This window comes from Arthrobacter sp. NicSoilC5 (assembly GCF_019977395.1).
Lineage (GTDB): Bacteria > Actinomycetota > Actinomycetes > Actinomycetales > Micrococcaceae > Arthrobacter.
In genome coordinates, this window is the sequence record NZ_AP024660.1 from 2,888,894 (window position 1) to 2,906,308 (window position 17,415).

The 17,415-nt window shown below is 67.5% G+C and carries 21 protein-coding genes; 10 read left to right on the top strand and 11 right to left on the bottom strand.

Annotated elements, in window-relative coordinates:
• The first annotated feature begins 24 nt into the window (after positions 1 to 24).
• Positions 25 to 1,437 carry an aminomethyl transferase family protein gene (locus tag LDO22_RS13525; RefSeq protein WP_224023826.1) on the top strand — a complete coding sequence of 471 codons (1,413 nt, stop codon included), beginning with the start codon at positions 25 to 27 and terminating at the stop codon, positions 1,435 to 1,437.
• Between the two features lie 69 nt (positions 1,438 to 1,506).
• Positions 1,507 to 2,127 carry a PadR family transcriptional regulator gene (locus tag LDO22_RS13530; RefSeq protein WP_224023828.1) on the top strand — a complete coding sequence of 207 codons (621 nt, stop codon included), beginning with the start codon at positions 1,507 to 1,509 and terminating at the stop codon, positions 2,125 to 2,127.
• Between the two features lie 16 nt (positions 2,128 to 2,143).
• Here the strand turns inward: LDO22_RS13530 and LDO22_RS13535 are convergent, their stop codons facing one another.
• The 8 genes from LDO22_RS13535 to LDO22_RS13570 all read right to left on the bottom strand — a co-directional run bounded on the left by LDO22_RS13535 (position 2,144) and on the right by LDO22_RS13570 (position 8,665).
• Positions 2,144 to 3,400: an ABC transporter substrate-binding protein gene (locus tag LDO22_RS13535; RefSeq protein ID WP_224023830.1), complete on the bottom strand. Its 1,257-nt coding sequence runs from the start codon at positions 3,398 to 3,400 to the stop codon at positions 2,144 to 2,146.
• Positions 3,397 to 4,503, bottom strand: a complete 1,107-nt coding sequence (locus LDO22_RS13540) for a branched-chain amino acid ABC transporter permease (protein ID WP_159629538.1) — start codon at positions 4,501 to 4,503, stop codon at positions 3,397 to 3,399. Before LDO22_RS13540 ends, LDO22_RS13535 begins: the two co-directional genes overlap by 4 nt.
• Positions 4,503 to 5,384 (bottom strand): branched-chain amino acid ABC transporter permease, encoded by an 882-nt coding sequence (locus LDO22_RS13545; RefSeq protein WP_224023832.1) that lies wholly within the window; start codon positions 5,382 to 5,384, stop codon positions 4,503 to 4,505. Before LDO22_RS13545 ends, LDO22_RS13540 begins: the two co-directional genes overlap by 1 nt.
• 4 nt (positions 5,385 to 5,388) lie before the next feature.
• Positions 5,389 to 6,099: an ABC transporter ATP-binding protein gene (locus LDO22_RS13550; protein ID WP_224023834.1), complete on the bottom strand. Its 711-nt coding sequence runs from the start codon at positions 6,097 to 6,099 to the stop codon at positions 5,389 to 5,391.
• Positions 6,086 to 6,868 (bottom strand): ABC transporter ATP-binding protein, encoded by a 783-nt coding sequence (locus LDO22_RS13555; protein WP_159629532.1) that lies wholly within the window; start codon positions 6,866 to 6,868, stop codon positions 6,086 to 6,088. Before LDO22_RS13555 ends, LDO22_RS13550 begins: the two co-directional genes overlap by 14 nt.
• A gap of 134 nt (positions 6,869 to 7,002) precedes the next feature.
• Positions 7,003 to 7,290 (bottom strand): MoaD/ThiS family protein, encoded by a 288-nt coding sequence (locus LDO22_RS13560; RefSeq protein WP_159629530.1) that lies wholly within the window; start codon positions 7,288 to 7,290, stop codon positions 7,003 to 7,005.
• Positions 7,283 to 8,392, bottom strand: coding sequence for an exo-alpha-sialidase (locus tag LDO22_RS13565; RefSeq protein ID WP_224023836.1), 1,110 nt, complete (start codon positions 8,390 to 8,392; stop codon positions 7,283 to 7,285). Before LDO22_RS13565 ends, LDO22_RS13560 begins: the two co-directional genes overlap by 8 nt.
• 72 nt (positions 8,393 to 8,464) lie before the next feature.
• Positions 8,465 to 8,665 carry a hypothetical protein gene (locus LDO22_RS13570; RefSeq protein WP_159629526.1) on the bottom strand — a complete coding sequence of 67 codons (201 nt, stop codon included), beginning with the start codon at positions 8,663 to 8,665 and terminating at the stop codon, positions 8,465 to 8,467.
• Between the two features lie 277 nt (positions 8,666 to 8,942).
• Between LDO22_RS13570 and LDO22_RS13575 the strand changes: the two genes are divergently transcribed.
• The 6 genes from LDO22_RS13575 to LDO22_RS13600 all read left to right on the top strand — a co-directional run bounded on the left by LDO22_RS13575 (position 8,943) and on the right by LDO22_RS13600 (position 14,407).
• Positions 8,943 to 9,695, top strand: a complete 753-nt coding sequence (locus LDO22_RS13575) for a hypothetical protein (protein ID WP_224023838.1) — start codon at positions 8,943 to 8,945, stop codon at positions 9,693 to 9,695.
• A gap of 105 nt (positions 9,696 to 9,800) precedes the next feature.
• Positions 9,801 to 10,556, top strand: coding sequence for a class F sortase (locus LDO22_RS13580; RefSeq protein WP_224023840.1), 756 nt, complete (start codon positions 9,801 to 9,803; stop codon positions 10,554 to 10,556).
• Positions 10,557 to 10,636: 80 nt separating this feature from the next.
• Positions 10,637 to 11,146, top strand: a complete 510-nt coding sequence (locus LDO22_RS13585) for a universal stress protein (protein WP_224023842.1) — start codon at positions 10,637 to 10,639, stop codon at positions 11,144 to 11,146.
• Between the two features lie 298 nt (positions 11,147 to 11,444).
• Positions 11,445 to 11,804 (top strand): metal-sensitive transcriptional regulator, encoded by a 360-nt coding sequence (locus tag LDO22_RS13590; protein ID WP_224023844.1) that lies wholly within the window; start codon positions 11,445 to 11,447, stop codon positions 11,802 to 11,804.
• Positions 11,805 to 11,856: 52 nt separating this feature from the next.
• A complete protein-coding gene (locus LDO22_RS13595) occupies positions 11,857 to 12,096 on the top strand; it encodes a cation transporter (protein WP_224023846.1) in 240 nt (79 codons plus the stop codon).
• Positions 12,097 to 12,124: 28 nt separating this feature from the next.
• The gene (locus LDO22_RS13600; RefSeq protein WP_224023848.1) at positions 12,125 to 14,407 is read left to right on the top strand and encodes a heavy metal translocating P-type ATPase; all 2,283 of its coding nucleotides are present in this window, start codon (positions 12,125 to 12,127) and stop codon (positions 14,405 to 14,407) included.
• A 29-nt stretch (positions 14,408 to 14,436) separates the two neighbouring features.
• Here LDO22_RS13600 and LDO22_RS13605 read toward each other — a convergent pair whose 3' ends face one another.
• Positions 14,437 to 14,709 carry a DUF2277 domain-containing protein gene (locus LDO22_RS13605; protein ID WP_224023850.1) on the bottom strand — a complete coding sequence of 91 codons (273 nt, stop codon included), beginning with the start codon at positions 14,707 to 14,709 and terminating at the stop codon, positions 14,437 to 14,439.
• A 212-nt stretch (positions 14,710 to 14,921) separates the two neighbouring features.
• Between LDO22_RS13605 and LDO22_RS13610 the strand changes: the two genes are divergently transcribed.
• Complete coding sequence (locus tag LDO22_RS13610; protein ID WP_110545130.1) at positions 14,922 to 15,185, top strand: WXG100 family type VII secretion target; 264 nt, start codon at positions 14,922 to 14,924, stop codon at positions 15,183 to 15,185.
• A gap of 104 nt (positions 15,186 to 15,289) precedes the next feature.
• Here the strand turns inward: LDO22_RS13610 and LDO22_RS13615 are convergent, their stop codons facing one another.
• Entirely contained in the window at positions 15,290 to 16,327 is a 1,038-nt protein-coding gene (locus tag LDO22_RS13615; protein WP_224023852.1) for an EamA family transporter, read from the bottom strand.
• Positions 16,328 to 16,398: 71 nt separating this feature from the next.
• On the opposite strand from LDO22_RS13615, the gene LDO22_RS13620 reads away from it, so the two are divergent.
• Positions 16,399 to 16,944 carry a CGNR zinc finger domain-containing protein gene (locus LDO22_RS13620; protein ID WP_224023854.1) on the top strand — a complete coding sequence of 182 codons (546 nt, stop codon included), beginning with the start codon at positions 16,399 to 16,401 and terminating at the stop codon, positions 16,942 to 16,944.
• Between the two features lie 42 nt (positions 16,945 to 16,986).
• Here LDO22_RS13620 and LDO22_RS13625 read toward each other — a convergent pair whose 3' ends face one another.
• Positions 16,987 to 17,364, bottom strand: coding sequence for a hypothetical protein (locus LDO22_RS13625; RefSeq protein ID WP_224023856.1), 378 nt, complete (start codon positions 17,362 to 17,364; stop codon positions 16,987 to 16,989).
• Positions 17,365 to 17,415: the final 51 nt, after the last annotated feature.

Genomic DNA, 17,415 nt, shown 5'->3' on the forward strand with positions numbered 1-17,415 from the left:
CCGATACAGAACAAGAGGTTCAACGTGGCACCGAAAAACCTGCAGGAAGTCCTCGACGCGTCGAAGGGGGCGGTTGACCTCCTCCGCAACTCCCAGATCGGCTCCTACATCTACCCGGTGGTCCCGGCCGACTTCCAGAACTGGATCAAGGAGCAGACCGCGTGGCGGCAGACGGCCGTGCTGTACGACCAGTCGCACCACATGGACAACCTGTTCCTGAAGGGCCCGGACGCGATCAAGCTGATCACCGCCACCGCCATCAACTCCACCGCCACCTTCCCGGTGAACAAAGCCAAGCAGTACGTGCCCACCACCGAGTCCGGGCACGTGATCGGCGACGGCATCCTCTTCCACGAGGCGGAGGACGAATACGTGTACGTCGGTCGGTCCCCGGCGGCCAACTGGCTGCTCTACCACGGCGAGACGGGCGGCTACCGGGACCTGGACATCACTGTGGACCGGCGCTCACCGTCGCGGCCGTACGGCCACCCCGTGACCCGCCAGTACTACCGCTTCCAGATCCAGGGGCCCGCTGCCTGGCAGGTCATCGAAAAGCTCAACGGCGGCGCACTGGAGCAGCTCAAGTTCTTCAACATGTCCACCATGGCCATCGCCGGCACCACCGTCCGCACCCTGCGGCACGGGATGGCCGGCGCACCGGGCCTGGAGGTGTGGGGACCGTACGCGGACCACGACCGCATCCGCGACGCGATCGTGGAGGCCGGAGCCGAGTTCGGGCTGGTCCCCGTCGGTTCCCGGGCGTACCCGTCCAACACCCTCGAGTCCGGCTGGATCCCGTCGCCGCTGCCCGCCATCTACACCGGCGAAGCGGAGCGCGGCTACCGCGAATGGCTGCCCGCTGACGGCTACGAAGCCACCGGGACCCTGGCGGGCTCGTTTGTGTCCGGGAACATCGAGGACTACTACCTGACCCCGTGGGAGCTGGGCTACGGCTCGTTCGTCAAGTTCGACCACGACTTCATTGGCCGCGACGCACTCCAGAAAATCGACCCCGCCGCCCAGCGCAAGAAGGTCACCCTGGCCTGGGACGCGGAAGATGTCACCTCCATCTTCGCGTCGCTGTTCAACGTGGACGGACCCAGCTACAAGTTCTTTGACCTGCCCCTGGCAAACTACGGCTCGGCCAACTACGACTCGGTGGTGGACGCCGACGGAACGGTGGTGGGCTACTCGATGTTCACCGGCTACAGCGCCAACGAACGCCGGGCCCTGTCGCTGGCCACCATCGATCCCAACGTCCCGGAAGGCACGGAACTGAAGGTCGTGTGGGGTGAGCCGAATGGCGGAACCGCCAAGGCCGCCGTCGAACCCCATGTGCAGACTGAAGTGCGGGCCGTGGTCAGCCCCGTGCCCTACTCCACCGTGGCGCGCGCCACGTACCACGGCGGGTGGCGGACGAACTACCAGTCGGCCTAGGCTGGGGACCCCGGAGTGCGGGGGCGCAGGCGCCCCCGCACCTTCCTTGAGCCCTTGGAGGAGTACCGCATGAGCCTTCGGTACGCGCTGCTTGCGCTGCTGCGCGTGGGCCCGCTGTCAGGCTACGAACTGCAGAAGCAGTTCTCCATGTCGGTGGGGCACGTGTGGCACGCGCCCGACTCGCAGATCTACCCCGAGCTGCGCAAGATGGAGGCGGAAAACCTCATCGAAGGTGAGGAGCAGCCCCGGGGCCAGCGCGCCACGCGGCGGCTGTACCACGTGACGGATACCGGAAACCAGGCCTTCCTCGACTGGATGCAGACGCCCTTGGAGTACGCCCGGGTCCGCGACCCCGCCCACCTGCGGGCCGCCTACCTTGAAGCGGCGTCGCCGGAGGCCGCCCGTGCGTTCTTCCGCCGGCACAAGGAGCAATGGGAGTCCGAACTCGCCCAATGGGAGGGTGAGCTCCAGCGCATCGACCAAGTGGACAACCCAATGCTGGTGCGCCGCCTGGCCGTGACCGATCCGGCCGACCGTGAACGGACCATCGCTTTTAAAAGGTTCACCTACGAGGGCCTGGTGGACCGGGCCCTCGTAGAGATCGCATGGGCCCGGCGCGGGCTGGAACTGGTGGACGCCCTGGAATCCGGGGGCGGCGCCCGGCCGGAGCCAAGCGCCGCCCGCGCCTAGCGGAAACCCGCCCTAGTCAGCCAAAGTTCTCGGCCGTTGCATAGCCCTTGCCGTTGTACTTCTGCACCACCACCGAGGACACGGCCGGCTGGCCATCCACCGTGGTGTTGACCGACGTGCCCTCCAGCATCAGTGGCGCCTTCAGGTCCTTGATATCCCGCAGCGCCGTCATGAAGCTGTCCCGCGTGGGCTCCTTCATGTTCTGGAACGCCTTTTCAAGGGTGGCCCCCACCATGTAGCTCCACATGCAGTGCGGGAAGGCCGGCATGTCCGGGTAGTTTCCGTACTTCTTCAGTTCGTCGAGGAATTTGACGACGTCGGGGTCCTTGGCGAACGCCGGGCTCTGCGGTGCCTTGGCAAAGGACACTGAGTAGATGCCGGGGTAGGCGGAGGCGCCACCCGGTTCGAGGATCGCTGTGGGGCTGGACGTGTTGGAGGGTAGGAACCAGCTGGGCTTCCAGCCGATCTGCTGCGCCTTCTGCAGCGAGGCGATGGTCAGCGGCGTGATGGACATGGCGTTGAAGAAGACATCCGCCCCGGAGGAGGCCAGCTGGGTGAGCTGGGCATCAACGGACGTGTCGGTGGCCTCATAGGTCTGCTCGCCCACCACCGAAATGTTGGACGCCCCCTGGATGGCCTCCTTGAAGCCCGAGACGTAGCCCTTGCCGTAGTCATCATTCTGCGACAGGATGGCCACCTTGTGCTGCGCCCCCGACTTCGCCAGGAGCTTTCCGAACGCGGCACCCTCATTCTGGTAGACGGGCACGAAGCCCAGTTGCCAGGGGCTCTGCTTCCGGTCGCTGAAGAGCGGGTCACCGGTCATCACCAGCACCTGCGGGACCTTCTGGCTGATGGCAGCGTCCCGGAACGCCCTGTTGGTGGGCGTCCCCAGGCCGGCGGTGGCGGCAAACACGTTGTCGGACACCATCTGCTGGAAGTTGGCCAGGGATTTTTGCGGGTCGTAGGCGTCGTCGTAGGACTTGATGTTTACGGTGCGCGTCTTGCCGTCGCCAAACTTCACCCCGCCAGCGGCGTTCGCGGCCCCGAAGTACGCCGAGACCCCGGCGACCGTGCACTTGCCCGGCCCGGCGGTGGCGCCGCTGAGCGGCGTGGTGATCCCCAGCGTGATCGCCGAGTCCGTGATCCCCGGGGAGGACGCCGAACCGCCGCCCTGGCCGCCGCTGTCACCCCTGCATCCGGACAGGGAAAGCGCGACGGCGGCCGTCACGGCAACGATGCCAAGGACCCCGCCGGGCTTCTTTCTCATCTTCATGGTCCATCCTGCCTCTCTGTTTGTTCGTGTCCATCCAGCGCACTGTCCGGTACCGGATGGTGCGCTGGAGCGTTCTGCTCGGAAGTCTGCGCTGGAGGGGCCGCGGTGGAACGGCCGGTGGAGCGGCCGCGGGCGGCATCGGTCCGGCGGGCCAGCCGCCGCACCACCCGGGGCAGGCTGACCAGGCCGCCGGGCAGCAGGAACAGCACCGCCAGAAGGATGGCACCCTGGCTGATGGTGGTGAGGTTGGGGTCGATGGCGTTGGTCAGTTGCGGGACGAAGACGTAGTAGGCGCCTCCCAGGAGGGAACCGGCGATGCTTCCGGCCCCGCCGATGACCATCGCGGCCAGGAGGCTGATGGAGTGGCCGAAGCTAAGGGTCTCAGGCGAGGTGTACTGCACGGCCGCAAGGTACAGGAAGCCGCTGGCACCGCCGAAGATTGAGGCGATGGTGAAGGCGAGGACCTTGGTCCGGTAGGGCGAAATGCCCATGGAGGCCGCAACGGCCTCGTTTTCCCGGACGGCCGCAAATGCCCGCCCGTACTTGCCCCGGACCAGGCTCCGCGCCAGCAGGAAGGCCGCGGCCGCCACCAGCAGGACGATGTAGAACTGCCATTGGTCGTTGTCCAGCCCGGACCAGTCCGGGGCGTCCGTGAACCGCGCGGAAATCCCCTGCGAGCCGCCGGTAAATTCGGAGAGGCGCTTGGCGAGGGGCACGCCGACGATCGGGAGGGCGATGGTGACCATCGCGATGGCAAGGCCGCCCAGGCGGGCGGCGGCAAGGGCCACCAGCAGCCCCACCACGCCGGCAACGGCGCAGGCGGCGGCGAACACCAGCAGGATGTTCCAGCCATGGTTGACGCCGTACGCGGTGACATAGGCGCCCAACCCCACGAAGAAGATCTGCCCGAGGTTGACCTGGCCTGTGTAGCCCATGACGATGTTCAGCCCGAGCACCGCCACCGCATAGACGCCGATACGGACCAGCGTCTGGTTCGCAAAGGCCGGCAGGGCCAGCGGGGCCACGATCAGCACCACGGCCACGACGGCGGCGAGGACAATCCGGACCCAAGGCCTGCGGGCGGTGGCGGCAACGGCGTTCATCAGACCCTCACCACGACCTTTCTGCCGAACAGGCCCTGGGGACGAACGATGAGGATGACGAAGATCAGCGCGAAGGGCACGGCGATTTTGAGGTCGTGGCCAATGAGGGGAACGTAGACGGCCACCAGGTTTTCCAGGACACCGATGGCCGATGCCGCCACCACGCAGCCGATGGGGCTGGTCAGGCCGCCGAGGATCACGGCTGCGAGCGCGTAGACCAGTGCGGTGTCCAGCATGCCGGGCGTGAGGGTCAGCTGCGGAGCCACCAGGACGCCGGCAATCGCCCCCAGGGTGGCGGCAAGTCCCCATCCCACCATGAGCAGGCGGCCCACCGGCAAGCCGGAAAAAGCGGCCGACGCCGGGTTGTCGGCAACGGCGCGAAGGGCCAGTCCCAGCTTGGTGCGCAGGAAGAGCAGCTGCAGGACCACCATGATCACCACGATGGTCACGGCGGTGGCAAGGGACCTGACGCTCACCACGGCCCCCAGGATTTCAACGCTGGTCAGCGGGAAAAGCGACGGGAAGCCCAGGTTGTTGTAGCCCCAAAGGACCGCGCAGATGCCGGTGACCAGGGTGAGCAGGCCGATGGTCACCACCACTGCGGTGTCCGGATCCCCCCGTTCAAACCGCCGGATCAGGAAGCGTTCCACCAGTGCGCCGAAGAGGAAGGACAGGACAATGGCAATGATGACGGCCAGGATGAGCGGCAGGCCGAGCTGCACGAAAACGTAGGCGATGTAGGCGGACAGCACGGCCATGCCGCCCTGCGCGAAGTTGATCAGGCCGGTGGCCTGGTTCACCAGCACGATGGCCAGGGCCAGGGCGGCGTAGATGGAGCCGGTGGCCAGGCCGTCGACGACGAGTTGGATGAAGGTTCCCATACGCTCAGCCCCCCAGGTAGGCGCGGCGGATTTCGTCCATGCCCTTGAGTTCGGCCGAGGTTCCGGTGAGGACGTTCCGGCCCGTTTCCAGGACGGTAGCGGTGTCCACCAAGGAGAATGCGAGGTTCGCATTCTGTTCCACCACCAGCATGGCGATCCCGGATTCGAGCCGCAGCCGCCGGATGGCCTGGTAGACGGTCTTGGCGGTACTGGGCGCCAGCCCCAGCGAGGCTTCATCCAGGAGCAGCAGTTTGGGTTTGGCCATGAAGGCGCGGCCCACCGCGAGCATTTGTTGTTCGCCGCCCGAGAGTGCCGCTGCCCGCGAGCCAACCCTGTCCTGCAGTTGCGGGAACAGGTCCAGGCAGTAGTCAATGTCGCCGGCGATGGCCTTCCGGTCCTTGCGCAGGTAGGAGCCCACCATCAGGTTCTCGCGCACGCTCAGCTGGCCCAGGGTGCCCCGGCCCTCGGGTACGTGGGCTATGCCCAGCGCGGCCACCTGGTCCGGCCGCAGGCCCCGGATGTCCCGGCCATCGAACCTGATCCGTCCACCGGTCCTGACGTTGCCGCTGATGGCACGGAGCGTGGTGGTCTTGCCCGCCCCGTTCGCACCCAGGATGCCCACGGACCCGCCGTCCGGCACGCTGAGCGAGACCCCGTCCAGGACCTGCACGGGGCCGTAGGACGCTGTCACGTCCGTGAGTTCAAGCAGCGTCATCAGCGGCGTCCTTCCCAATGTAGGCCTCGATGACGCGCGGATCGGACTGGGCCTCCGCCGCAGTTCCCGACATCAGCTTCCGTCCGTGGTCCAGGACCACCACCTGGTCCGTGAGCGCGGAGATGAGTCCCATGTGGTGCTCCACGATGATGATGGTGACGTCCTGCTCGGCGCGGAGGCGCTTCACGGTGGCGATGAGTTGTTCAACTTCCCCGTGGGAGAGCCCGGCTGCCGGCTCGTCGAGAAGAAGCAGTGCGGGCCTGGAAAGAAGGGCCCGCCACAGCTCGATGCCTTTATGGAGCCCGTGGGATAGTTCGTCGGCAGGCACATCCGCCGCCCAGCCCAGCCCGGCCTTGGCGAGGAGTTCGAGCGCCTCGCTGCGGACGGCGCGCTCGGCCCGGACGGTGTAGGGCATCCTGAGCGCCCACGAGACCGGGCCGCCGGGCAGCCGCGTGTGCCCTCCGAGGAGCACGTTCTGCAGAACTGTGGCGTTCAGCTGCAGTGCCGGATGCTGGAAGGTGCGTGCAAGTCCAAGGCGGGCCATCCGGGACGGGGCGCTCCCGGAAACCTCGGTCCCGTCGATGGAAATCGAACCGGAGCTTGGCCGGTAATGGCCGCTGATGCAGTTGAACAGGGAGGTCTTGCCGGCACCGTTCGGGCCCACCAGGCCAAAGATCACGCCGGGCTCGACGTCGAAACTGACGTCCTGCAGCACCTTGACCCCGCCGAAGTGCAGGCTGACGTCCTTGAGGCTCAGGCTCGCGGCCACCCTGTACCTTCCTGTCGCATCATCGCTAGGAATGGGTGCAGTCGATCACCACTGCACGAAACCGACGGTACGGATCGCGGACGAAATTGTCAACGATTTTGGAATCGTTTGGCGGTCAGGACTTCGGGCGCGGCTTAGCCACCCGCAACGGACTGGATCACCAGCACTTCCTGGCCCGGTTGTACCTCGGTGTCCAGGCCCTGCAGGCGCCGGACTTCGTCGCCGTTCACATAGATGTTGACGAATTTGCGCAGGGCCCCGGTCTCGTCGCGGAGCCGCCGGCCCAGCACGGCATAGTCCGCGGCCACCGCGTCAAGCAGGTGTGCCACCGTCACCGGCCCGTCGGCCCGGGTGGACAGGACGGCCTGCCCGCCGGCCAGCGGCTGCAGGACACCGGGAAGCAGCAGCGAGATCTCAGGCACCGGCCACCACTGCCGCCCGGACGCAGAGGACGTCCGGCAGGTGCGATGCCACTTCACTGAAAGTCTCCCCTTCGTCCGCACTCGTGTAGACGGTCCCGCCCCGGGTGCCGAAGTAGACGCCGGCGGGTTCGGCCGTGTCCACCGAGGCGGCGTCCCTGAGCACGCTGTTGTATTCGTGCCCGGGGAGTCCGGTGCTGAGCCGCTTCCAGCTGTTCCCGGCGTCGTCCGTGCGGTGGACGGCGAGCTTTCCGTCGGGAGGAATGCGTTCGCCGTCGGCCTTCAGCGGAACAACCCAGGCGGTGCCGTCCCGGCGCGGATGCGTCAGCATCACGAAGCCGAAGTCCGCGGGCAGGCCCTCTGCGATGGAGTTCCAGCTGTCGGCATTGTCGTCTGTCCGGTAGACCCCGTGGTGGTTCTGTGCGTAGAGGCGTCCTGCCACCGCGGCATCGGCAGCGATCTTGTGAACGCACTGGCCGAACTCCGGGTTGGGGTCCGGCATGAAATAGGCCGAGATGCCCTTGTTACGCGCCTCCCAGGACCTGCCGCCGTCGAGCGAGCGGTACACGCCGCCGGTGCTCATGGCGACGTGCACGGTTTCACCGGCAGGGTCCACCACGATCGAATGTGCCGCCGCACCGCCATAGCCTGCTCCCCACTCACTGCGGTGCGGGTGGTCCCACAGGCCCCGGTTCAACTCGAAGTGCTCGCCGCCGTCAGTCGATTTCCACACGGAGATGGGCTCCGCTCCCGCCCACACCACCCCGGGACGGGACTCTGCGTCCGGGTAGATCTGCCACACACGGTCCAGGGCGGCGCCGGTGTCCTCGGGAAACGTGATGGCACCATGTTCCGGCTCGGACCACGTGGCGCCCAGGTCATCGGAGTGTGCAACCGTGGGCCCCCAGTGCGGGCTGCGGACGCCCACCAGGATGCGGGTGCGGCCCTCCCTGGTATCGATTCCGATGCTGGGGATTTCAGCCATGAGGAAATGCGGGCCGGTGAAGGACCACTCCCGCCTGTCCGGGCTGGTGGCGAGCCACAGCCCTTTCTTGGTGCCGATTGCCAGGAGGAATGATTCTGCCGCCGTTGCCATGCGGACCATGCAACCACCGCAGTGGCCAAGGCGCAACGGGTACAGGCCCCCTTCAGCTCCCGAACTGCCGGCGGTCGGGGGTCAGTCCACGAATTCCGACTGGGTCTCGATGAAGTCCCAGTCCGCGGCGGTCAGTACAGCAGCGGGGTTGCCGGGGTGCGGACCGCCCGCCTCCGCGATCCCCTGGAGCACCGGAAGCGGAAGTTCCTCTGAATGAAGGTTTTGGCGCAGCCACTCCTTGCTGGCGAGGTCCAGGTCCAGCCACCACATGAAGATTTCCACGATTCCCCTCCTTGCTTCACTTAAAACGTTAGGCGCGGCCCACGCAGCGGACAAGGTCCCGGCGCGGAAGCAGGTGGCCCAGGCCGGCTTTAGGGTACTGGCAGGTAACTTGGCCGGCCTGCGCCGGTGAAAGACAAGTACCCCCTACTGGCGACTGCCCCGGGAGGCGCCCCTAGCCTGAAATCTCAAAGCAAGCTGACCGTGCTGCTGGGGCATACGGCGCCACCGCTGGCCGTCCCCCGCCATGGTCCGTTTCACGCACATATGGGGAGAAGACATGAAACGCACCTTAGCCACACTGGGGGTGGTTGGGCTCGGCCTGATCAGCCTCACAGCGCCTGCCATGGCCGCGGGAGAGAAAGTCACCGTTTGCCACAGCGACGGCAGCACCTGGGCACCTTTGGAATTCAGCATCAATGGGCTTGGCGGCCATGACCAGCATCCGCTGGACATCATTCCGCCGACGTCCAAATCGCCGGGCAAGAACTGGACCAGCGCCGGAAAGGCACTCTACGTCGCCAAGTGCGCCCCGCTGCCGCCCGGCGAGGTGCTCGATCCCGTGGATCCGCCGGTCGTCGTCGATCCTCCCGTGGTCACACCGCCCGTCGTTACCCCGCCCCCCGTCGTCGACCCTCCCGTGGTCACGCCGCCAACTGAGCAACCGCCAGCGGTGACACCCCCGGCCAACGAAACGCCCGTCGTCGTGGACCAGCCCGTGGAACAACCCGCGGTGCAGCCTCCGGCGGATACGCCTGTTGCGGAAACTCCTGCGGTGGTGCCACCGGCCGCAGTGGCACCGGCAGCTGTACCCGCCCAGGCAACGCCTGCCCAGCAGGCCGCCGCCGCTCCCAAGGCAGCCCCCGCCGCAGCGGCCGCCAGTGTGGGAACCAACCAGGGCTACAACGCCCAGACGGCTGTGGGCGCCGCTGACGGCGCGCCCGGCTGGCTTGCAGGTGTGGGAGCGCTGGCTGCCGCAGGAGCAGCAGTGGCAGTACGCCGCCGGCCACGCCCGCTGCACACCGCCGGCTAGCCCGCCATCCGCCACTTCCCGTGGCTTCCCGACAAGGAAGGCGTCCTGCCAGTGCCCGGCAGGGCGCCTTCCTTCCTTTCCACCGACCACCCGTGAGGAAATGCCATGCCACAGGACCGACGCCGGCACGCAGCGCCCGGGGGACGCATCGCCACCTGGCAGCGGTGGAGCAGGGGCGATCTGGCCATCCTTTGCTGCGGCGTCCTTACCTTCCTGTCGTTTACGGCGGGCGCACCCCTCTTCCACGAGGCACCCACGCTGACGGTCCCCGGCATCTCCACTTCGACTCCCGGCGTCCGCGCCGCCGCGGCGCCTGCCGGGGCAGCGGCCCCGATGGCGGAGACCGGCATGCCACAGCCGGCAGGGGCGGCCGCCCAGGCTCCGGCCCGTCCGGCGGCGGCAACACCTGCCCTTCCCCCGGCTGCCCAGCCAATCCATATCCGTTACCCGGCCGCCGCATTTGACGTAGCCGTCCAACCCCTGGACCTGGACGGAGAAGCCCAGGCCAGCCGAACCATAGAACCCCCTGCCACCAAGGACGGGTACTGGCTCACGGCCTTCGGCACTCCTGGGAAGGGCTCCGGCAACACCACCTACGTCATCGGCCACAGCTGGGAGGGCGCGGACGCCCCGTTCAACCACCTCAGTTCCGCCGCGGCCATTGGCGACCTGCTTGATGTCCAGACTCCGGCCGGAACCATCAGCTACCGCGTGGACAGCGTCACGACCTACCTGAAGTCCGGCCTCAAGGACAGCCCTGTCTGGGAGATGGTGCCCAACCGGTTGGTCCTCATCAGCTGCTACACGGAAGACCCGTGGGGCAGGAACGTGGTTGTCACCGCCTACCCCGCAGTTCCCTAGCTCCGGGCCCGGCGCTCCGGGACGTGCCCGGGCCTAACGTACCTGTTCAGGCGGCCTTGGGCGGGCGGACAATGGGCAGCATGACGTGGGAACATTTCGACGGGGCCCCGCTGCTGGTGGGGATCATGCCCAAGCAGCACCCGGAGGTCATCCAGACCGCGGCCACCCTGGCTGCCCGGCTGGGCGCCCCCTTGGTCTGCGCGTACGTGGACGAAGCCAGCTACCTCGTGGAGTGGGATCCGGCCCGCTCCGCCCACCGCCTTTCCCGGCACCCGGACGCTGATGACGACATGCTGGAACTCGCAACGGAGCTCAAAGCACAGGTCCAGGCCACCGTGGACAAGCTGCCCGGTGGCAGCCCCCCTGACTGGTCCTTCCGCACCCTTACGGGCGACGCAGCCCGTGCGCTGGGACAGCTGGCCGCGGAAGTGGATGCCCCCATGATCATCGTGGGAACCTCGGAACGTGGATTGTCCCATCGCCTTTCCGAGGCTTTGGGTGGGTCCGTTGGGGCGTGGCTCAGCCACCATCAAAGCCGGCCGGTGCTGGTGGTTCCCTACCGGATGCCCGCCCATGAGGACCGGCCATGACCGGCGCATCCAGGGCAAAATGCCTCCGTTCCGGGCGTGATTAAAGTAAAGCGAAAGTAGTTATTCGCGGTGCTGGCGCAGTCCCGTACCAGCCAGTAAGCTGATTCAAGCAAGGCCGATCCACCCAGGTGGAAGCCGGAATTGCCCAAGAGCTGCTCCGGAGTGCGTATCCCCCAATAACGCACTCCGGAGCTTTTTTGTGCCCTGACGGACCGGGCCTTCCGCGCGCCGCGGCACTTCTGCAGATACCCCCAGGGGGTACTTGCATTGATACCCCCAAGGGGTATATGTTGGCTCCATGAACGCTACCGAAGAAGCCCCTGCGGCCGCCGAACAGCCGGCTGGGGAGGATGGCACTGCCCCACAGCACGGGTACACGGGAAACAAGGACGCCTACCTGCGCCGCCTGAAGCGCATTGAGGGCCAGGTGCGGGGCATTGCCCGGATGGTGGATGAGGACAAGTACTGCATCGACATCCTGACCCAGGTTGCCGCCGTCACCAAGGCCCTGCACGCCGTCAGCCTGGGGCTGGTCGAGGAACACATCGGCCACTGCGTGGTGGGGGCGGCCTCCGAGCCGGACCCCGACGCACGCGCAGAAGCCATCGATGCCAAGGTAAAGGAAGCTGCCGACGCCATCGGTCGGCTGCTTCGCTGACACACCCCCACACCAACCCGGCCACCGCCGGCACCACATGAAGGAGCAAGCCATGAGCACCACCTCACCCACCACCACAACCATCAGCGTCTCGGGCATGACCTGCGGACACTGCGTGTCGGCAGTCAGCGAAGAACTCGAAGCCATCGACGGCGTTGAAGCAGTGGCCGTGGACCTGAACGCCGGCGGCATCTCCACCGTGACCATCACTTCAGGCAAGGAACTCTCCCCCGCGGAAATCGGCGAAGCCGTAGCCGAAGCCGGCTACCTGGTGGTTGCCAACGAAGCCTAGAAACCCTTCCCCCACCGGAAAGCTGACAATGAGCCACCAGGAACTGCTCCACCCGCCGGGCACCCGCGTCGTCGAACTCGACATCGAAGGGATGACCTGCGCGTCCTGCGTCAACCGCGTGGAAAAGAAGCTCGGCAAGCTCGACGGAGTGGCTGCAACGGTCAACCTGCCACTCGAGTCGGCCTACGTCACGGTCCCGGACGGCGTCACCGACGAGCAGCTGGTGGATACGGTCAACGCGGCCGGCTACAAGGCCCGGGTACGCCAGCAGCGCCCCGCAGGCCCGGACGCCGGCACCGCAGCTGAGCCCGCTGCAATTCCCGCGTCCCTGCTCCGCCCGCGCCTCATCCTGGCCGCAGTCCTGACCGTCCCGGTGTTCCTGGTCAGCATGGTCCCGGCGTTCCAGTTCGCCAACTGGGGCTGGGTGGCGGCGGTGCTGGCGCTGCCGGTGGTCACGTGGGCCGCGTGGCCCTTCCACCGCGCGGCCGCCGTCAACGCGCGGCACTTCGCCTCCACCATGGACACCCTGGTGTCCCTCGGGGTGGCCTCAGCGTACCTGTTCTCGGCCTGGCAACTGCTGGCGGATCCGCGCATGACTGAGCACCCTGGCATGGAGGGCATGTCCGGCGGCCTGTACTTCGAGGTGGCGGCCGTTGTCACCACCTTCCTGCTCCTGGGCCGGTACCTGGAGGCCAATGCCAAGCAGAAGGCCGGTGACGCCCTCCAGGCACTGCTGAACCTGGGTGCCAAGGATGCCACGGTCCTGCGCAACGGCAAGGAAGAGAGGATCCCCGCCGACCTGCTGCAGGTGGGCGACGTCCTGGTGGTCCGCCCGGGAGAGAAGATCGCCACGGACGGCGTGGTGGTGGACGGCGCCTCGGCCGTTGACGCCTCGCTGGTGACGGGTGAATCAGTCCCCGTGGAGGTGGGGCCGGACAGCCGTGTCACCGGCGCCACCATCAACACGTCCGGCCGCCTGCTGGTCCGGGCTACCCGGGTTGGTTCCGAAACCACCCTTGCCCAGATGGCGCGGCTGGTGTCGCAGGCCCAGACCGGGAAGGCGCCCATCGCGCGGCTCGCGGACCGGATCAGTGCGGTCTTCGTGCCGGTGGTCCTGGCACTGGCGGTCGTGACGTTCGTGCTCTGGCTCCTCCTCGCCGGCCCGGCCGCTGATGGCGACCACCTTCGGCAGGCCTTTACGGCCGCCGTCGCCGTACTAGTCATTGCCTGCCCCTGCGCACTGGGCCTGGCCACGCCGGTAGGCCTGCTGACGGGCACCGGCCGCGGCGCGCAGCTGGGCATCCTGATCAAGGGCCCGCAGGTCCTGGAGGACACGCGCACCGTGGACACCATCCTGCTGGACAAGACAGGCACGGTCACCACCGGCGTCCTGGCCGTGGACGCCACGGCAGCCTTCACCGGTTTCCAGGACCGGGACGTCCTCCGGCTTGCCGGAGCCGTCGAGGCAGCCTCCGAGCACCCGGTGGCCCGTGCCATCGCTGCCGCAGCTGCCGCGGTCCCGTCCACGGGCGCCACGGACGACGCCGGCGCGTTGCCATCCGTGCAGGGTTTCAGTTCCGCGCCGGGCGGCGGAGTGTCGGGAACCGTTGAGGGCAGGGCCGTGATGGCCGGGCGGCGCGGCTGGCTGGAGCAGAACGGGATCATTCTGGACGCCGCCCAGCAGGCCACGCTCGCATCGGCAGAAGAGGGCGGCGCAACGGCCATCTGCGTCGCCGTGGACGGGAAAGCCGCCGGAATCATCAGCCTCAGGGACACCGTCAAGGCGGGGTCCGCGGCCGCCGTCGCCCGGCTGAAGGCACTGGGCCTGCGGCCCATCCTGCTGACCGGTGACAACGCCGCCGTGGCCGCCCGGGTGGCTGCCGCCGTCGGCATCGCTCCGGACGATGTCTACGCCGGCGTCCTGCCCGAAGGAAAGGTCGAGGCAGTACGGAAGCTCCAGGCCGGCGGTGCCACGGTGGCCATGGCCGGCGACGGCGTCAATGACGCTGCGGCGCTGGCGCAGGCCGACTTGGGAATTGCGATGGGGTCGGGCACGGATGTGGCCATCGAAGCCGCGGACCTGACGGTGATGGGCAACGACCTCGCCCAGGTGGCGCAGGCCATTGAGCTGTCCCGGAAGACCCTGGGCACCATCAAGACCAACCTGTTCTGGGCGTTCTTCTACAACGCGGTGGGTATCCCGGTGGCCGCCCTGGGGCTGCTCAATCCGATGATCGCCGGCGCCGCCATGGCCGCCAGCTCGGTCCTGGTGGTGACCAACTCGCTGCGGCTGCGGAGCTTCGGCAAGTAGCCGCAGTCCCGGCGGGTGCGGGCGGGGGCTCAGGCCGCGCCGTACCGCACCGCGGCACGCGCCTTGGCCTTGGCCGCCTCCGCCTCCCTGTCCTTGGGCGGGGCCTGCGTCACCAGCGCATCCAGCAGATGCTGCGTGATGTGCGCGATCTCATGCACGGCGTCGTCAAAGGCCTCCTGGTTGGCCTTTGACGGCTTGGTGCTGCCGCTGATTTTGCGGACATACTGCAGCGCGGCCGCATGCACTTCCTCGGATGTGGCGTGTGGCTCGAAGTTGTGGAGGGTTCGGATATTCCGGCACATACCGCCATGCTAGGCTCTTCCAACGCCTGGGATCGACCCCTTTTTCATGGTCTCCACCCGGCGTCCATGGGGAGCCCGGCATGGGCAGGGCTGCCCATCGACACCGTTTTACGGGCCGGGGTAGGTTTTAGGCAATGGATCTTCCGGATGAGCCGGGAGGCCGAGGGGGATGCCGACCAGGTTCGGATCCACGTTCTAACAAGGAGAAACTGATGGCTATTTGGGGTGCAGACGTTGAGCAGCTTCGCCAGCTCGGCAGCAAGCTTCAGGCAGGGGCGTCCGAGATCGAGACGCAGAAGTCCACTCTCACCAAGGTTCTGAGCAGCACCAACTGGGAAGGCCCGGACGCAACCAAGTTCCGCAACGAGTGGTCCGGTACCCACACCGCGATGCTCACGAAGGTTGCCGAGGCACTGAAGGAAGCCGGCTCGCAGGCCAAGCGCAACGCTGAAGAGCAGAGCCAGGCCTCCCACTAGGCTTACCGCCGCTGGCGGGGGCAGGGACACCAACCGGTGTCCCTGCCCTTTTTTGTTGCATCTTTTGTGGCGTCCGACGGCGGCGCCTGGCTGTGCAGGTCCGCCTAGGGGACGGGTTCGACGTCGTTCGCGTGTTCCAGAGGTGATGCCGGAACCCCGGCGCGCTCTCCGGCGGCGGCGGGGGCGGGGGCCCGCAGCTCATCCACCCGGACCAGGATGACTCCGCCGACAATCAGGACTCCGCCGAGGAGCTGGATGGCGCCGGGAAGTTCCCCGAGCAGCAGCCACGCCCACAGCACGGCGAACAGGACCTCGGTGAGCGACACGAAGGAGGCCACCTTGGAGCCGAGGGCCCGGGCGGCCATGATGCCCGAGGTGTAGGCCAGTACGGTGGCGAGCACCACCAGCCCGGCCAGGGATACCCACCAGGGAGTGGTCCAGGGACCAAGCGTGGTGTCCGCGGTACTGAACGCCATGGGCAGCAGGCCGGTGGCGGCAGCGAGCCACATGACCGCCGCGCCCGTCAGGAGACCGCCGGATGCGAGCACGATGGGCGGGAGGGTGTCGTTTTCCCTGGCCGTGATGAAGAAGTAGATGGCCAGGCAGACTGCCGCCGCCATGCCCCAGAGGACGCCCACCAGGTCCACTTTCACCGCTCCCGTGAGGTCAAGGACCAGCACCAGCCCGGCCAGGGACAGCAGTGTTCCGCCGGAGGTCAGCAGCCGGGGGCGCCGGCGGCTGGCCGCCCACAGCCACAGGACGATGATCACCGGGGCAAGGTACTCCAGCAGGAGTGCCACTCCCACGGACAACCGTGCCACTGCGTTGAAGTAGAACAGCTGGCAGGCCGCGACCCCGATGAGCCCGAACAGCATGATGGTGAGCCAGTTGTCGCGCAGCTGGTGCCAGCGGCCCCTAAGCGCCCAGGCGGCGGGCAGGGCGAGGATCAGGGCGGCACCCGTCAGGCGGGCGGTGACGGCCGCCCCCGGCGACCAGCCGGTTTCCAGCAGTGACTTGGCGAACGATCCGGACAGGCCAAAGACTGCGGAAGAGAAGAGCGCGGTCCCAATTCCGGAGGCCAGGAAGCCGGGCCGCCCGGCGGGAAGTTCCGCGGTGGGGGTGTGGTTGTTGGCGGCAGGCAACGTCGCCTCCTGTCAGGAGTAAAGTGGGGTAATGCCCATGACACTACGCCCGCGTGCTGTAAGGAGTCAACATGGTTTTCGCCCCTGACACTGAGGTGGCCCTGCGGACGGTGGTAAACCTCATCAACACGTCCGCGAATGGCAGGGAAAGTCTGGCCTCCGTTGCGGACCTGGATGCCTTCCTGGCCGCTGAGGGGTTTTCCGGGGGACGCGCCCGGGATGCCGCGGAATTGGAAAGTGTGCGGCAGCTGCGCCGTGAACTGGCGGCGGTGTGGACAGCAGATGAGGATGCCGCCGTTGACACAGTCAACCGGCTCCTGCGGGACGCGAACGCACTGCCTCAGCTGATGAAGCACGACGGCTGGGACTGGCATCTGCACGCGACGGCACCGGAGGCTCCCCTGGCGGACCGGATGAGTACCGAGGCAGCCATGGCGCTGGCAGACGTAATCCGCGGCAAGGAGATGGAGCGGCTGCGCACCTGCGAATCCGACGACTGCGATGCCGCCGTGCTGGATCTGAGCCGCAACCGGTCAAAGCGGTATTGCGACACGGGAAACTGCGCCAACCGGGCCCACGTTGCGGCCTACCGGGCCAGGCAGGCGGCCGCGAACTAGCAGGCCGGCGCTGCCAGCGTTCCGTTGTGCGCCGGTGTGGCCCTAGCGCTGGGGTGTGCCGTCGGCGCCGTCACCGGATGCCGGCGGGTTCTGGCTGCCCGGAGCACCGAAGCCGTGGCCGGATCCTCCGTGGGGGGATGCCTTGGGCGCCGAGCTCAGGTTCACGCCCGAACCCTTGCCCAGGTGTTCGGCGTTCTCCTTGTAGCTCATCGAGAGCATGGCCGCGATCACCAGGGTCACGATGAAGGCGATGCCGGCCGCCGTGAAGGCGAGGTCAAAGCGGGGCGCCCGGGCGCTTCCCCCGGAGGCGAAGATCAACACTGCAACGAAGGCGACGACGGCCCAGAAGGCCGAAAACATCAGCGGCCCCTTCACCGAGGTCCGCAGCTTGCGCGGTTTTCCTTGATGCTGGTCAGCCACGGTGGTTCCTCCCTGCAGGCGGCGCACGGCCGGCCTGGTGTACGAATTGCG

Coding starts and splice junctions, on each gene's coding strand:
- LDO22_RS13550 (WP_224023834.1), bottom strand. CDS start 6,099: ATGACGCTGCTTGAACTCACGGACGTGACAGCGTCCTACGGCCCCGTG.
- LDO22_RS13590 (WP_224023844.1), top strand. CDS start 11,445: ATGAACGCTACCGAAGAAGCCCCTGCGGCCGCCGAACAGCCGGCTGGG.
- LDO22_RS13580 (WP_224023840.1), top strand. CDS start 9,801: ATGCCACAGGACCGACGCCGGCACGCAGCGCCCGGGGGACGCATCGCC.
- LDO22_RS13605 (WP_224023850.1), bottom strand. CDS start 14,709: ATGTGCCGGAATATCCGAACCCTCCACAACTTCGAGCCACACGCCACA.
- LDO22_RS13545 (WP_224023832.1), bottom strand. CDS start 5,384: ATGGGAACCTTCATCCAACTCGTCGTCGACGGCCTGGCCACCGGCTCC.
- LDO22_RS13535 (WP_224023830.1), bottom strand. CDS start 3,400: ATGAAGATGAGAAAGAAGCCCGGCGGGGTCCTTGGCATCGTTGCCGTG.
- LDO22_RS13575 (WP_224023838.1), top strand. CDS start 8,943: ATGAAACGCACCTTAGCCACACTGGGGGTGGTTGGGCTCGGCCTGATC.
- LDO22_RS13600 (WP_224023848.1), top strand. CDS start 12,125: ATGAGCCACCAGGAACTGCTCCACCCGCCGGGCACCCGCGTCGTCGAA.
- LDO22_RS13565 (WP_224023836.1), bottom strand. CDS start 8,392: ATGGTCCGCATGGCAACGGCGGCAGAATCATTCCTCCTGGCAATCGGC.
- LDO22_RS13585 (WP_224023842.1), top strand. CDS start 10,637: ATGACGTGGGAACATTTCGACGGGGCCCCGCTGCTGGTGGGGATCATG.
- LDO22_RS13620 (WP_224023854.1), top strand. CDS start 16,399: ATGGTTTTCGCCCCTGACACTGAGGTGGCCCTGCGGACGGTGGTAAAC.
- LDO22_RS13610 (WP_110545130.1), top strand. CDS start 14,922: ATGGCTATTTGGGGTGCAGACGTTGAGCAGCTTCGCCAGCTCGGCAGC.
- LDO22_RS13595 (WP_224023846.1), top strand. CDS start 11,857: ATGAGCACCACCTCACCCACCACCACAACCATCAGCGTCTCGGGCATG.
- LDO22_RS13540 (WP_159629538.1), bottom strand. CDS start 4,503: ATGAACGCCGTTGCCGCCACCGCCCGCAGGCCTTGGGTCCGGATTGTC.
- LDO22_RS13530 (WP_224023828.1), top strand. CDS start 1,507: ATGAGCCTTCGGTACGCGCTGCTTGCGCTGCTGCGCGTGGGCCCGCTG.